Annotated in this window: 11 protein-coding genes; 3 read left to right on the top strand and 8 right to left on the bottom strand. The window is 58.6% G+C overall.

Features of this window, described 5'->3' with window-relative positions:
* Positions 1-60 precede the first annotated feature (60 nt).
* Entirely contained in the window at positions 61-1,782 is a 1,722-nt protein-coding gene (poxB, locus tag F3I21_RS04290) for a ubiquinone-dependent pyruvate dehydrogenase (protein WP_021508366.1), read from the bottom strand.
* Positions 1,783-1,891: 109 nt separating this feature from the next.
* A complete protein-coding gene (locus tag F3I21_RS04285; RefSeq protein ID WP_021508365.1) occupies positions 1,892-2,791 on the bottom strand; it encodes a lysine exporter LysO family protein in 900 nt (299 codons plus the stop codon).
* Positions 2,792-2,925: 134 nt separating this feature from the next.
* On the opposite strand from F3I21_RS04285, the gene F3I21_RS04280 reads away from it, so the two are divergent.
* A complete protein-coding gene (locus F3I21_RS04280) occupies positions 2,926-4,566 on the top strand; it encodes an ATP-dependent endonuclease (protein ID WP_150058396.1) in 1,641 nt (546 codons plus the stop codon).
* 90 nt (positions 4,567-4,656) lie between these two features.
* Here the strand turns inward: F3I21_RS04280 and cspD are convergent, their stop codons facing one another.
* A complete protein-coding gene (gene cspD, locus F3I21_RS04275) occupies positions 4,657-4,878 on the bottom strand; it encodes a cold shock-like protein CspD (protein WP_058757774.1) in 222 nt (73 codons plus the stop codon).
* A 323-nt stretch (positions 4,879-5,201) separates the two neighbouring features.
* On the opposite strand from cspD, the gene clpS reads away from it, so the two are divergent.
* Both clpS and clpA read left to right on the top strand, forming a co-directional pair.
* Complete coding sequence (clpS, locus tag F3I21_RS04270) at positions 5,202-5,522, top strand: ATP-dependent Clp protease adapter ClpS (RefSeq protein ID WP_021508363.1); 321 nt, start codon at positions 5,202-5,204, stop codon at positions 5,520-5,522.
* 55 nt (positions 5,523-5,577) lie between these two features.
* The gene (gene clpA / locus F3I21_RS04265; protein ID WP_150058395.1) at positions 5,578-7,857 is read left to right on the top strand and encodes an ATP-dependent Clp protease ATP-binding subunit ClpA; all 2,280 of its coding nucleotides are present in this window, start codon (positions 5,578-5,580) and stop codon (positions 7,855-7,857) included.
* 93 nt (positions 7,858-7,950) lie between these two features.
* Here clpA and infA read toward each other — a convergent pair whose 3' ends face one another.
* The 5 genes from infA to trxB form a co-directional block, all read right to left on the bottom strand.
* Positions 7,951-8,169: a translation initiation factor IF-1 gene (infA, locus tag F3I21_RS04260; protein ID WP_002211347.1), complete on the bottom strand. Its 219-nt coding sequence runs from the start codon at positions 8,167-8,169 to the stop codon at positions 7,951-7,953.
* Between the two features lie 346 nt (positions 8,170-8,515).
* Positions 8,516-9,208 (bottom strand): leucyl/phenylalanyl-tRNA--protein transferase, encoded by a 693-nt coding sequence (gene aat, locus F3I21_RS04255; protein ID WP_150058394.1) that lies wholly within the window; start codon positions 9,206-9,208, stop codon positions 8,516-8,518.
* Positions 9,209-9,240: 32 nt separating this feature from the next.
* Complete coding sequence (gene cydC, locus F3I21_RS04250) at positions 9,241-10,971, bottom strand: cysteine/glutathione ABC transporter ATP-binding protein/permease CydC (protein WP_150058393.1); 1,731 nt, start codon at positions 10,969-10,971, stop codon at positions 9,241-9,243.
* On the bottom strand, positions 10,971-12,743 hold the full coding sequence (gene cydD / locus F3I21_RS04245) for a cysteine/glutathione ABC transporter permease/ATP-binding protein CydD (RefSeq protein ID WP_150058392.1): 1,773 nt from the start codon (positions 12,741-12,743) through the stop codon (positions 10,971-10,973). Before cydD ends, cydC begins: the two co-directional genes overlap by 1 nt.
* A gap of 145 nt (positions 12,744-12,888) precedes the next feature.
* The gene (gene trxB / locus F3I21_RS04240) at positions 12,889-13,854 is read right to left on the bottom strand and encodes a thioredoxin-disulfide reductase (RefSeq protein WP_021508358.1); all 966 of its coding nucleotides are present in this window, start codon (positions 13,852-13,854) and stop codon (positions 12,889-12,891) included.
* Positions 13,855-14,364: the final 510 nt, after the last annotated feature.

Here is a 14,364-nt window from a genome sequence, read left to right as displayed (position 1 = left end):
CTGACATAAAAAAGCGGGCTAAACGCCCGCATGATGAGTAATCCGGCAAGTCTCTTCGTTTTACCGCAGCCAGTTGGTTTTCGCCAGCTCGACGATTTCATCACCGCGGCCATTCAGGATCGCGCGCAGCATGTACAGGCTGAAACCTTTAGCCTGCTCGGCTTTGATTTGCGGTGGCATCGACAGTTCTTCCTTGGCGGTGATCACGTCCACCAGCACCGGACCGTCGTGGGCGAACGCCTGTTGCAGCGCGCCATCCAGCTCCGAGGCTTTTTCCACGCGGATGCCTTTGATGCCGCAGGCGGTGGCGATGGCGGCGAAGTCCGGGTTCTCCAGATCGGTGCCGTCGGTGAGATAGCCGCCGGCTTTCATCTCCATCGCCACAAAGCCCAGCACGCTGTTATTGAAGATCACCAGCTTCACCGGCAGCTTAAGCTGCGCCAGCGAGATGAAATCGCCCATCAGCATGCTGAAGCCGCCATCGCCGCACAGCGCGACCACCTGACGCTGTTTATCGATGGCCTGTGCGCCCAGCGCCTGCGGCATGGCGTTGGCCATCGAACCGTGGTTAAACGAGCCGAGCAGACGGCGCTTGCCGTTCATTTTCAGATAGCGCGCCGCCCACACCGTTGGCGTGCCGACATCACAGGTAAAGATGGCGTCATCAGCCGCGTAGTGGCTGATCTGCTGGGCCAGATACTGCGGGTGAATCGCCTGCTTATCGTTGGCGGTCGCCAGATCGTCCAGTCCTTTGCGTGCATCCGCGTAGTGCTCCAGTGCGCGATCGAGGTGATGACGGTCGCTGTGGCTGGTGAGCTGCGGCTGCAGCGCCTGCAGCGTGGCTTTGATGTCGCCCACCAGCGCCATGTCGACGTGACTGTGCGCGCCGAGGCTGGCCGGATTGATATCAATCTGAATAATGCGCGCGTCCGCCGGGTAGAACGGGCGATATGGGAACTGGGTGCCGAGCAGCACCAGCGTGTCGGCGTTCATCATGGCGTGATAGCCGGATGAGAAGCCGATCAGCCCGGTCATGCCGACATCATACGGGTTGTCGTACTCGAGGTGCTCTTTGCCGCGCATGGCGTGCACCACCGGTGCTTTCAGCGTTTCGGCCAGCTTTACCACTTCCGCATGGGCACCGGCGCAACCGCTGCCGCACATCAGGGTGATATTTTTCGCTTCATTGAGCGTCTCTGCGAGGCGCGTCAGTTCACTGACCGACGGCACCACCTGCGGCAGCTGCGGCGGATACCATTCGCTGCGCGCGTTCTCCGGCGCCGCCTGCAGCGCCACGTCACCCGGCAGCACAATCACCGACACGCCGCGATTGAGGATGGCTTTACGCATCGCAATGCCGAGCACCTGCGGCAGCTGTTCCGGATTGGAGACCAGCTCGCAGTAATGGCTGCACTCGCGGAATAACTCCTGCGGATGGGTTTCCTGAAAATAGCCGCTGCCGATTTCGCTGGAAGGAATGTGCGCGGCAATTGCCAGCACCGGAACATGGTTGCGATGGCAGTCAAACAGGCCGTTGATCAGGTGCAGGTTGCCAGGGCCGCAGGAGCCGGCGCACACCGCCAGCTCACCGCTGATTTGTGCTTCCGCCCCGGCGGCAAAAGCGGCCACTTCTTCATGGCGCGTTGGCATCCATTCGATGGTGCCCATGCGGTTGAGGCTGTCGTTCAGTCCGTTGAGGGAGTCACCGGTTACGCCCCAGATGCGTTTTACGCCGGCGCTCTCCAGCGTTTTGGCCAGCAGGGCCGCCACAGTTTGCTTCATCGTTCGCTCCTTTCTGGTGTTGGCCATCCAGTCGGATGGCAAAAAACGTGTCAGAGAGAAAGCGTAGACGAAGCCGCTGCGCAGCGGGCGTGAAAAAATGCGCTGCGCGTCAGGCGGAAAACAGGGCGATGAGGATCGGTGCCAGCAGGTTCATGATAAAACCGTGCACGATGGCCGCAGGCACAATCTCCATTCCGCCGGCACGCTGCAGAATCGGCAGGGTGAAATCCATCGACGTGGCACCGCTCAGCCCAAGTGCCATACTGCGGTAGCGGTTGACCAGCACCGGAATCAGCAGCACCGCAGCCAGCTCGCGCAGCAGATCGTTAAAGAAGGCGGCGCTGCCGATCACCGGGCCGTACGCTTCGGTCATCAGAATGCCGGACAGCGAATACCAGCCGAAGCCGCTGGCCAGCGCCAGTCCGGTTGACAGCGAAACGCCGAGCAGCCACGCCGCCAGCACGCCGCCGCCCAGCGAGCCGCACAGGGATACCAGCGCTACCGTCATGCCGCGCCGGTTCAGGGTGATCTGGCGCAGCGTCATGCCGCTGCCGCGCAGCTGCACGCCCACCAGGAACAGCAGCACCACCAGCGCGATCTCGCTCAGGGTGGAGGCATGACGCAGCGGCGCCCATTGGGTTAATCCCAGCAGGAAACCGGCCAGCACCGCCACACAGAGCTTGAGTGACTCCAGCACCATGTGCCAGCGCGACGGCAGATTCTGCTGGCGATGCTGCTGCCGCCACGGCCAGCGGCGATCCAGCAGCCACAGCGCCAGCAGCGAGCAGCTCAGAATGGCACCCGCGGCAATCAGCGCGGTTTTAAACACGATCAGCAAATTGGTGCCGAGATTGTCGAGAAAGGCGAGGCTGGTACCCATAAAAAACAGAATGGCGTAAATCAGCAAACTCAACAGGCGGTTAACGCGCTGCAACAGCGCAGGCTGATGCCACGGCAGCAAATAGCCCACCATCAGCGGCACCAGAATGATAAGCAGTCCGGTATACATGAAAAATGACGTCCTTTTTTACGAGACGCCACGCTAATGGAAAATGCCTGAAGTGTAAACCTTTTCTCCCGCTGCCGACTTGACCAACGCAGCGCGGCGGACCATGCTCTGGCAAAGCACGGAGGGACTGCGCGATGATTCTGGAACATATCGATATACACGGCTTTCGCGGCATTAACCGGTTGTCGCTGCCGCTGACCGACACCAATCTGCTGATTGGGGAAAACGCGTGGGGTAAATCCAGTTTGCTGGATGCGCTAACGCTGCTGCTGGCACCGGCCGCTGAGCCCTATATGTTCACCGAACAGGACTTCCATTTTCCGCCCGGTGAGGTGGAAGCCCGGCGGCATAAGTTGCAGCTGGTGTTTCGCTTTCGCGCGCAGGGCGATGAGCATGAAGCGCTGTTTGCGCCGTTCTGGCAGCAGGATGACGCGGGGCGCTACCTGCGCTTCAGTACGCTGGCGACGCGCCAGGGCAGCGAAGTCAAAACCCGCTGGCGCTTTATTGACGCGCGTGGCGAGGTACTGCCGCTGGCGGGTACCGACGCCGCGCTGGCGCAGTTACGCGCGTACTATCCGGTGCTGCGCCTGCGTGATGCGCGCTTTGGCCGGCGGTCGCGCCATAGTGACAATGACACGCAGCGGCGCGCTGATACGCTGAGCGCGCTGGCGCAGGAGATGCATAGCCTGACGCGCGATCTGGTGGCGCGGCCGCAAACCCTGAGCGACGAGCTGTTGCGCCAGGGATTGCATACCATGCAGCAGCTGATGGCGCACTATTTTCTGGTCCAGCAACCGGACACGGGCGCCGCGCGGGTTGCGCCGGAGCTGCGTGACGGCAGTCAGGGCTGGCGTTCGCTCGATCAGCTCAATCAGCTGATCGCCGGTACCGAATCGCGCAGTCGCCAGGTGATTCTACTGCGCATGTTCTCGCTCCTGCTGCAGGCGCACGGCAGCGATGCGCTGCCAGCGGGCGCGCGCCCCTTGCTGCTGGTGGAGGATCCGGAAACGCGGCTGCATCCCATCATGCTGTCGGTGGCGTGGAATCTGCTGGCGCTGATGCCGCTGCAAAAAATCGCCACCACGAACTCCGGTGAGCTGCTGTCACAGGTAGCGCTGGAGCAAATCTGCCGACTGGTGCGTGAACCCGATCGCGTGGCGGCGTGGCGTATCGGTCCGGAAGGATTAAGTGCCGAAGAGGCGCGCCGTATCGGCTTTCATATCCGCGTCAACCGTCCGTCGGCGCTGTTTGCCCGCTGCTGGTTGCTGGTTGAGGGTGAAACCGAAGTGTGGATCATCAATGAGCTGGCGCGGCAGCGCGGCTACCATTTTGCCGCGGAAGGCGTGAAGGTGATTGAGTTTGCGCAGTCCGGGCTTAAGCCGCTGCTGAAATATGCGCGCCGCATGGGCATTGCCTGGCACGTGCTGACTGACGGCGACGAGGCCGGAAAAAAATATGCCGCCACCGCGCGCAGCCAGCTACAGCCGCATGAGCAGGAGAGCGACCATCTCACGCAGTTCCCGGCGCCCGACATCGAACACTTCCTTTATAAGCAGGGCTTTAGTGATGTCTATCATCAGATGGCGCACCTGCCGTTAAACGTGCCGATGAACGCGCGGCGTATTATTACCAAAGCCATTCATCACAGCTCGAAGCCGGAACTGGCGATTGCGGTGGCGATGGCAGCGGCCGAACGCGGGCCGCAGGCGATTCCGCCGTTGCTCGATCAGCTGTTTGGCCGCGTGATGTGGCTGGCGCGCGGTCGGGCAGAGTAACACTGCCGCGGGACGCCAAAGAAAAATGCCAGCGTCTGCGGCTGGCATTTTTTTTCGGGAGTGGTCAGAATGAGAGCAGACGCGCGCCCGTCAGGAGAGTGACGATGCTTCACAGGGCACAATCAGACTGGCATGGTTGCCTTTCGGCCCTTCATGGACATCGAACTGAACGTGCTGGCCCGCTTTCAGCGTTCTGTATCCCTCCATCTGAATCGTGGAGTAGTGTGCGAAGATATCGTCGCCGCCGCCAATCGGACAGATAAAGCCGAAGCCTTTGGCGTTGTTGAACCATTTAACAGTACCCGTCTCCATGCTTTTACTTCCCTCGCAAGACATTTTGATAAGTAGGTGAGGTCATTGAAGCTGTGAGTCGAGTTTGTTTAAAACTCAATCAGCTTGTGTAAGTAGAATGTAGAGAAACGGACCTTATCGTCAAGCAAACGGCCCTAGCGCACGGGGAGAAATTCATCAAAATTTGAGGCAGTTAACGCTATTGCAAATTTTGTGATACAGGTCGCGCATGCGCTTTCAGGACCGATTTTTGCCACAGGAAAAGCGGCTTGACAGGCGTGTTAAACTTGAGGTGAGAGCACAGAAATGTGCGCTACCGTAACGCAGAATTTCAACGGAACATTATGGCAAACACAAACGACTGGCTTAACTTTGAACATCTGGCCGAAGACAAAGTACGCGAAGGGTTAAAGCCGCCTTCAATGTATAAAGTCATTCTGAATAATGACGATTATACACCTATGGAATTTGTTATTGACGTTCTGCAAAAGTTCTTTTCTTATGATGTTGAACGTGCAACGCAACTGATGCTGAAAGTTCACTACCATGGAAAGGCAATCTGTGGTGTATTCACTGCAGAAGTGGCGGAGACCAAAGTCGCCCAGGTGAACAATTACGCGCGGGAAAATCAACATCCGTTGCTGTGTACGCTGGAAAAAGCCTGAAGCTGTCTCCATATAGGATTCAGTCCGTCAGAGCGATAATTGGGGGAGGTGCCAAATGCTCAATCAAGAACTGGAACTCAGTTTAAACATGGCTTTCGCCAGAGCGCGCGAGCACCGTCACGAGTTTATGACCGTCGAACATCTGTTGCTGGCGCTGCTCAGCAACCCGTCGGCCAGAGAGGCACTGGAAGCCTGTACGGTGGATATTGCGGCTCTGCGTCAGGAACTCGAAGCCTTCATCGAACAAACCACGCCGGTGCTGCCTGCCAGCGAAGAGGAGCGCGACACTCAGCCGACGCTCAGCTTCCAGCGTGTGCTGCAGCGTGCGGTCTTCCATGTCCAGTCATCCGGTCGCAGTGAAGTTTCCGGTGCGAACGTGCTGGTCGCCATTTTCAGCGAGCAGGAGTCGCAAGCGGCTTACCTGTTGCGCAAACACGAAGTGAGCCGCCTTGATGTGGTGAACTTCATCTCCCATGGTACGCGTAAAGACGAACTGGGCCAGCCGCAGAACAGCGCGGAAAATCCGGTTAACGAAGAGCAAGCAGGCGGGGAGGAACGTATGGAAAACTTCACCACCAATCTTAATCAGCTTGCTCGCGTCGGCGGAATTGACCCGCTGATCGGCCGCGATAAAGAGCTGGAACGGGCCATTCAGGTGCTGTGCCGTCGTCGTAAGAATAACCCGCTGCTGGTGGGCGAATCGGGCGTCGGTAAAACTGCGATTGCGGAAGGGCTCGCCTGGCGCATTGTGCAGGGCGACGTGCCGGAAGTGATGAAAGAGTGCACCATCTACTCGCTGGATATCGGTTCGCTGCTGGCCGGTACCAAATACCGCGGTGATTTTGAAAAACGTTTTAAAGCGCTGCTGAAACAACTGGAACAGGATAACAACAGCATTCTGTTCATCGACGAGATCCACACCATTATCGGTGCCGGTGCGGCATCGGGCGGCCAGGTGGATGCGGCGAACCTGATCAAGCCGCTGCTTTCCAGCGGTAAAATCCGCGTGATGGGTTCCACGACCTATCAGGAGTTCAGCAATATCTTTGAGAAGGATCGTGCGCTGGCGCGCCGTTTCCAGAAAATTGATATCACTGAGCCATCGGTTGAAGAGACGGTACAAATTCTTAACGGGCTGAAGCCGAAGTACGAAGCGCATCACGATGTGCGCTACACCGCCAAAGCGGTACGTGCGGCGGTTGAGCTGGCGGTGAAATACATCAATGACCGTCATCTGCCGGACAAGGCGATTGACGTGATCGATGAGGCTGGCGCGCGTGCGCGTCTGGTGCCGGTCAGCAAGCGCAAGAAAACCGTCAACGTGTCGGACATCGAATCCGTGGTGGCGCGCATCGCGCGTATTCCGGAGCAGAGCGTTTCGGCCACCGATCGCGATACGCTGAAAAATCTCGGCGACCGTCTGAAAATGCTGGTGTTTGGTCAGGACAACGCGATTGAAGCGCTGACTGAAGCCATCAAGATGAGCCGCGCGGGTCTGGGGCAGGAGCGTAAGCCAGTCGGGTCGTTCCTGTTTGCGGGTCCGACCGGGGTCGGTAAAACCGAGGTCACCGTGCAGCTGGCGAAGGCGCTGGGCATTGAACTGCTGCGCTTTGATATGTCCGAGTATATGGAGCGTCACACCGTCAGTCGTTTGATTGGTGCGCCTCCGGGCTACGTCGGCTTTGATCAGGGCGGTCTGCTGACCGATGCGGTGATCAAGCATCCGCACGCGGTGGTGCTGCTGGATGAGATCGAGAAAGCCCATCCGGATGTCTTCAACCTGCTGCTGCAGGTGATGGATAACGGAATGCTGACCGATAACAACGGCCGCAAAGCGGACTTCCGCAACGTGGTGCTGGTGATGACCACCAACGCCGGGGTGCGCGAGACCGAGCGTAAATCTATCGGCCTGATTCAGCAGGACAACAGCACCGACGCGATGGAAGAGATCAAAAAGATCTTTACGCCGGAGTTCCGTAACCGTCTCGACAACATTATCTGGTTCCGTCACCTCGATACTCAGGTGATCCATCAGGTGGTGGATAAATTTATTGTTGAGCTGCAGGCACAGCTGGATGCGAAAGGTGTGTCGCTGGAAGTCAGCGATGATGCGCGCGACTGGCTGGCCGAAAAAGGTTACGACAAAGCGATGGGCGCGCGTCCGATGGCGCGTACCGTGCAGGAAAACCTGAAGAAACCGCTGGCTAACGAGCTGCTGTTTGGCTCGCTGGTAGATGGCGGATCGGTGTCGGTTGGACTGGATAAAGAGAAAAACCAGCTCACCTACCACTTCATGAGTGCGGAAAAACGCAAAACCGAGGGCACCGTGCATTAAGCCGGTGCGCAGATAAGAAAAAGGCCGGATTAAAATCCGGCCTTTTTTTTCGCGCTTAGTTTACATCAGCAAACGCGAGGCGAGTGCAACAACTTAGCGACTACGGAAGACAATGCGGCCTTTGCTCAGGTCGTACGGGGTCAACTCGACAGTCACTTTGTCGCCCGTCAGGATGCGGATGTAGTTTTTACGCATTTTACCGGAGATATGAGCGGTAACCACGTGCCCGTTTTCAAGCTCTACGCGGAACATGGTGTTAGGTAACGTATCCAGTACGGTACCTTGCATTTCAATATTGTCTTCTTTGGCCATCGAATCCTCTGGGTGAACTACCAAACTGTTGAACCGGCAAGATAATGCCGAATTCCATGATTTATGTAAAGAAACGTTGGCTGTTTTTGCCAACGCTTCGCCGTGCGTCGCGCCGCTGCGCGTGCATTACGGATAAATTCGGGTGTTTTTGACGTCTGCGGGGGATTAGCGGGCTAAGAATCTGCAGCAATCGGCATCGGGTGCGCAACTGAAACAGCTTCGGGAACAGGGTGAGATTCCCAGCCTGGCAATTCCGGCTCGCCACAGCGAAGCGCGGACGACATACCAAACTCGCTTATTGTATCACTTTTGTCGGGAATTGTGTGCAAAACATCTGCGGGGTCGGTCAAAAAAGGGTTTGTGTTTGCCAGCAGCCGGCCTGCACCGGTTGCCACGCCAGCGTTTGCACGTATTGCAGATAGTCGACACGCGGAATTTCAACTGAGCCCAGCGAGGCGGTATGCGGATTCAGCACCTGACAATCAATCAGCCGTCCCTGATGGGCAATAAAGTGCTGTGAGAAAACCCATAGCGCGGTTTTAGAGGCATTTTCCGCCCGGCTGAACATCGACTCGCCGCAAAAAATCTGTCCGAGCGCCAGGCCATACATGCCGCCAACCAGGCGTTGATCCTGCCAGACTTCGATTGAGTGCGCATGGCCCAGCTCATACAGGCGCAGCCAGGCGCGTTTCACTTCAAAGGTGATCCAGGTGCCTTCCTGACGCCCGCTGGCGCAACCTTCCACCACCTGAGCAAAGGCGTGATTCATGGTGACGCGATAGGGCGAACGGCGATGGAAGCGCGCCATGCTGCGGCTGAGATGAAACGACTCCGGCAGCAGGACCGCGCGTGGATCTGGCGACCACCATAAAATCGGATCGCCGGGCGAAAACCACGGAAAAATACCGCGCTGATAGGCATTCATCAGGCGGGCAGGGGAGAGATCGCCACCCATGGCCAGCAGGCCGTTTGGCTCACGCAGCGCCATCTCCGGCGGCGGGAAATTGAGCGAATCCCGGGAAAGTTGTACCAGTCTCATGGCGTCGGTCACCCTCAGGCTAAACGCATAGACTATAGCGCAAAGCGCTGCTGGAAACGCCAGTAGCGTCCCGCTTTTGAGATTAATTCGTCATGGCTGCCGGATTCGATAATCTGGCCACCGTCAAGCACACAGATGCGATCCATTTTTTCCAGTCCGCTCAGGCGATGCGTCACCATGATCAGCGTTTTTCCCTTGCTAACCTGCTGTAGCAACGTGAGAATCTGCTGCTCGGTCGCAGCATCCAGACCTTCGGTCGGCTCATCCAGCAGCCACAGATCGCCATCGTGCAGCAGCGCACGGGCAATCGCCAGCCGGCGCAGTTCACCGCCAGACAGCGGTCGGCCACCTTCACCCATCCACGCATTCAGTCCTTCGCTGTGCTGCGTCAGATGCGCCAGCCCAACCCGCTGCAGTACGTCAATCAGCTGTGCATCGCTGGCCTGTGGTGCTGCCAGCAGCAGGTTAGCGCGCAGCGTCTGGCTGAACAGATGGACGCGCTGCGTGACAACGCTGATACGCTGACGCAGGCTGGCTTCGTCCCACGCCGCCAGATCAATCCCGTTCAGGCGAATCGTGCCGCGCTGCGCTTCCCAGCCGCGCGTGATCAGCGCCAGCAGGCTGGATTTCCCGCAGCCGGTCGGGCCCAGCAGCGCCAGATGTTCACCGGCTGCTAACGTCAGGGAGAAGTTGTGCAGCACCGCTTCTGGCCGCTGCGGATAGCTGAAATCGATCTGTTCCAGCGTCAGGCTGAGGCCGCACTGCGTCGCAACCGGTTGTGTCGGGAAGTGAATGGCTGGCGGTTGATCGATGATCTCCTGCACGCGCTGCGCCGCGTGCGTCACCTGGGCCAGTGGCAGAAATGCGCCGGCCACCGGTGCCAGCGCTTCGAACGCGGCCAGCGCACAAAACACAAACAGGGCAATCAGTGCACCCGGTGTGCTATTGGTGCCGACGCCGCTGGCGGCCAGCCACAGCAGCAGCGTAACGGTACTGCCGGCGATCAACGTGAGCAGGCTCTGCGCCAGCGCCTGCAGCCGGTGTTGCTGCTGCTGCGCCTGTTGCCACGCACGTTCTTCCTGATCCAGCCGCTGTCGCCACAGCGCCGCCGCGCCGTAAATCTGCAGCTCGGCCAGTCCACTGAGCCAGTGCGTCAGTTGCAGGCGCCAGCGAGCCTGGTAACGGGCAATCTGCGCCCCGGTGCGCGCGCCGAGTCGCCAGAATAGCGGCGGCATCAGCAGCAGCGTCAGCAACATAATCGCCCCGAGCAGCAGCGCCAGTCGCATATCGAGTAGCGCCAGGCCACAGGTCACCACCACAATCACCACCGCCGCACCCAGCAGCGGAGAAATAACACGTAAATAGAGATGGTCGAGGGTATCGACATCGCTGACAAAGCGGTTCAGCAGTTCACCGTTGCGAAAGCGCGCCAGCTGCGCCGGTGCCAGCGCCATCAGCCGGCTGAAGGTAAAGACGCGCAGATGTTGCAGCACGCGGAAAGTGGCGTCGTGGCTCACCAGCCGTTCAAAATAGCGCGCGGCGGTGCGGGTGATTGCCGCGCCACGCACACCAGCTGCGGGCAACATGTAATTGAAGCTGTACAGGCCGGCGACGCCAGCCAGCGAAGAGGCAGCAAGAAACCAGCCGGACAGCGTCAGCAAGCCGATGCTGGCGAGCAGCGTGACAATCGCCAGCACCACGCCAAGACCTAAACGCCACGGATGGCGGCGATACAGGCGCAGGAAAGGCAGTAACGTGCGCATCAGGCAATCTCCTTCTGACGATGCTGCGCCAGCTCGCGCAGCGGGCCGGCTTCAGCGATCAGCTGTTGCCAGTGGCCCTGCTGCACCAGTTGTCCAGCCTGCATCACCCACACTTCATCCCACTGGTCGAGAGCGTGCAGCTGATGGGTAATCATTAAGGTGGTTTGCTGCTGTGCGGCCTGCTGTAGCGCGCCCATCACGTGCTGCTCGCTCTGGCTGTCGAGCCCGGATCCCGGTTCGTCCAGCAGCAGCAGGCGGGCCGGTTTCAGCAGCGCCCGCGCAACGGCGATGCGCTGTGCCTGCCCAACGGACAGGCCGATGTCGCCATCGCCAACTGGCGTATCCAGCCCCTGCGGCAGACGCGACAAAAATTCGCTAACGCCAGCGCGCTGCAGCACGGCGGTCAGCGTGGCCTCGTCCACCGGCGTGTCAGTAAGCTGGAGATTGTCACGCAGCGTCGCCGCCGGCAGTTGCGGATTTTGTCCTACCCAGGCCAGCTGCTGCTGCCAGCTGCTGCGGCTGATGTCGCGCAGTTCCTGGCCGTTAATGCACAGTGAACCCTGATAGGGCAGAAAACCGAGCAGGACATTCATCAGCGCACTTTTTCCGGCCCCGCTTTGTCCGACCAGCGCCACGCGCTGACCGGGAGTAAGGCTGAAATTCAGCGGCTGTGACAGCGCCTCGCCGGTGGCGGTCATGATCACCAGATCCTGCGCCCGGAGGGAGAGTGGCGCGTCAGCATCCAGCGTTTGTGTGGCCGCCTGCGGCGCGCGCTGGGGCGTTTCGCGCAGGAAGGTATCCAGCGCGTCTGCGCCGCCCACCGCCTGCGCTTTGGCATGGTAAAAGGTGCCGAGATCGCGCAGCGGCTGGAAAAATTCGGGGGCAAGAATCAGCGCGAGGAAACCGGCAAACAGCGTCACGCCAGTGCCGTAGTGGCCAAAATTGAGTTCACCCAGGTACGAGAAGCCGAAATAGACCGCGACCACGGCAATCGCCAGCGAGGCGAAAAACTCCAGCACCGCAGAGGAGAGAAAGGCGAGGCGCAGCACTTCCATGGTGCGCTGACGAAAATCCTGCGTAGTGGCGGCAATCGCCTGCTGCTCAGCGTCCGCGCGGTGAAACAGGCGCAGCGTTTCGCGTCCGCGCAGCCGGTCATAGAAATTGCCGCTCAGACGCGCCAGCGCAAGGAAATTACGCCGGTTGGCATCGGCCGCACCCATGCCGACCAGCGCCATAAACAGCGGAATTAGCGGTGCGGTCGCCAGCAGAATCAGTCCGGCAGCCCAGTTAATCGGGAAAATGGCGATCAGGATGGCGCAGGGCACAAAAACCGCCAGCGACATCTGCGGCAGATAGCGCGCGTAATACTCCTGCATCTCTTCAATCTGTTCCAGCAGCAGCGTCGCCCAGCTCCCGGCCGGTTTGCCCTGAATCCAGGCCGGACCGAGCGCGTTCAGCCGGTCCAGCACCTGTTGCCGCAGTGCACGGCGAATCGCCACGCCGGCCCTGAAGCCGGCCATCTCACGACCGTAGTGCAGCGCGGCGCGCAGTGCGAAGCACAGCAGTAGTAACAGGAAATCACTCACCAGTTCAGCGCGGGGTTGCTGTTCCACCAGCAGTTTTTGCAGCAGGGAGGCCAGTAGCCAGGCCTGGGCGATGAGAATTAACGCCGCAGCAAAACCTGCCAGCGAAGCCAGTCGCAGGCTGCGTGCGCCATGATGACGTTGCTGGCGTAACCAGCGCAGCAGTTCGTGTTGCCGTGATTTGTTCATGCGAAGCCGTTTGATCACCGTGACGAGAGGCAAAATCCGACGCTAAATGCCGGACAGACGGGTGGCAGAACTGTAGCACGCAGGCGATAAAAAAGGCGACCAAAAGTGGCCGCCTCAGTGCAATTATGATCAGATAATTAACAACTTACTTATCGTTTTTAACCAGACCATCCAGATAACGTTCCGCATCCAGCGCGGCCATACAGCCGGTACCGGCAGAGGTAATGGCCTGACGATAGATGTGGTCCATTACGTCACCGGCAGCGAACACACCCGGCACGCTGGTCTGCGTCGCGTTGCCCTGCAGGCCGGACTGCACTTTGATATAGCCGTTTTCCAGATCCAGCTGGCCATCGAAAATCGCCGTGTTCGGACTATGACCGATGGCGACAAACAGGCCCGCCACTTCCAGCGAGACCGGGGCTTCACCTTTGGTTGACGAGAGTTTCAACCCGGTGACACCCATCTGATCGCCTACCACCTCATCAAGCGCGCGGTCAGTGTGCAGCACGATATTGCCGTTACGCACTTTCTCCATCAGGCGGTCGATCAGGATTTTCTCAGCGCGGAAGCTGTCACGACGGTGAATCAGGTGCACTTCGGAAGCGATGTTTGCCAGATAGAGCGCCTCTTCAACGGCCGTATTACCGCCGCCGATAACCGCGACTTTTTGGTTGCGATAGAAGAAACCATCACAGGTGGCGCAGGCGGAAACCCCTTTGCCTTTGAATGCCTCTTCTGACGGCAGGCCAAGATAGCGCGCTGAAGCACCGGTCGCGATGATCAGCGCATCCGCCGTGTATTCGCCGCTGTCGCCGGTCAGGCGGAACGGACGGTTCTGCAAATCAACCGTGTGAATATGATCAAAGATGATTTCGGTGTTGAACTTCTCAGCATGCTCCTGCATGCGTTCCATCAGCGCAGGGCCGGTCAGATCGTGCGGGTCGCCCGGCCAGTTTTCGACTTCAGTCGTGGTGGTGAGCTGGCCGCCTTTTTCCAGTCCGGTAATCAAAACCGGGTTCAGGTTAGCGCGGGCGGCATAAACCGCTGCGGTGTAACCGGCAGGGCCGGAGCCCAGAATGAGCAGCTTACTGTGTTTGGCCGTACTCATGCGTTCCTCAGTGTGTGTCTGACAACATAGTTTTCGATTGTAGGGAAATTACTGTCGCAAAAAAAGGTTTCAGCAATTTTGTTAACAATCACTGCAAGCGGCGTAGACGATGAATGGCATTTCTGCACGCGCGCTGCGCCAAAAGGGGGCATTGCTCGGCAATTTGTGGTGCAGCTGTATAAAAATTCTCATTTAAAAACAGCAACCCAGTACGCTGTCTGGCATCTTGTACTGAATTTGGATGTTTTACTTTGACAATCGCCTGCGCTTTTGCGAAAACATTGTCAGAAGCAGAGAAAATTTAGCGGTTCGAAACAGAATTTCAGCTCTGTTTTGCGCAATTTCGCCAAATAAACTCAGCCTGACATTGGTAATGACGCATGATGTGGACAGACAGCATGCGTCATACGGATGGTCGCGTTACTGCACAGGCTTAAAGACTTCACTTCAGTAAGGCCCTGAACATTGAACGTTTTCAGGGTTTGGCAGGTAAAGGGAAGGAATTAAGAG

The organism is Pantoea sp. B_9 (assembly GCF_008632015.1).
Lineage (GTDB): Bacteria > Pseudomonadota > Gammaproteobacteria > Enterobacterales > Enterobacteriaceae > Pantoea > Pantoea dispersa.
Note: the sequence above shows the minus strand (reverse complement) of the source record. Positions and strands in the feature narration are given on the sequence as shown.

Excerpts from the sequence above, each read along its gene's own strand:
- poxB (WP_021508366.1), bottom strand. The coding sequence starts at position 1,782 with ATGAAGCAAACTGTGGCGGCCCTGCTGGCCAAAACGCTGGAGAGCGCC.
- F3I21_RS04285 (WP_021508365.1), bottom strand. The coding sequence starts at position 2,791 with ATGTATACCGGACTGCTTATCATTCTGGTGCCGCTGATGGTGGGCTAT.
- F3I21_RS04280 (WP_150058396.1), top strand. The coding sequence starts at position 2,926 with ATGATTCTGGAACATATCGATATACACGGCTTTCGCGGCATTAACCGG.
- cspD (WP_058757774.1), bottom strand. The coding sequence starts at position 4,878 with ATGGAGACGGGTACTGTTAAATGGTTCAACAACGCCAAAGGCTTCGGC.
- clpS (WP_021508363.1), top strand. The coding sequence starts at position 5,202 with ATGGCAAACACAAACGACTGGCTTAACTTTGAACATCTGGCCGAAGAC.
- clpA (WP_150058395.1), top strand. The coding sequence starts at position 5,578 with ATGCTCAATCAAGAACTGGAACTCAGTTTAAACATGGCTTTCGCCAGA.
- infA (WP_002211347.1), bottom strand. The coding sequence starts at position 8,169 with ATGGCCAAAGAAGACAATATTGAAATGCAAGGTACCGTACTGGATACG.
- aat (WP_150058394.1), bottom strand. The coding sequence starts at position 9,208 with ATGAGACTGGTACAACTTTCCCGGGATTCGCTCAATTTCCCGCCGCCG.
- cydC (WP_150058393.1), bottom strand. The coding sequence starts at position 10,971 with ATGCGCACGTTACTGCCTTTCCTGCGCCTGTATCGCCGCCATCCGTGG.
- cydD (WP_150058392.1), bottom strand. The coding sequence starts at position 12,743 with ATGAACAAATCACGGCAACACGAACTGCTGCGCTGGTTACGCCAGCAA.
- trxB (WP_021508358.1), bottom strand. The coding sequence starts at position 13,854 with ATGAGTACGGCCAAACACAGTAAGCTGCTCATTCTGGGCTCCGGCCCT.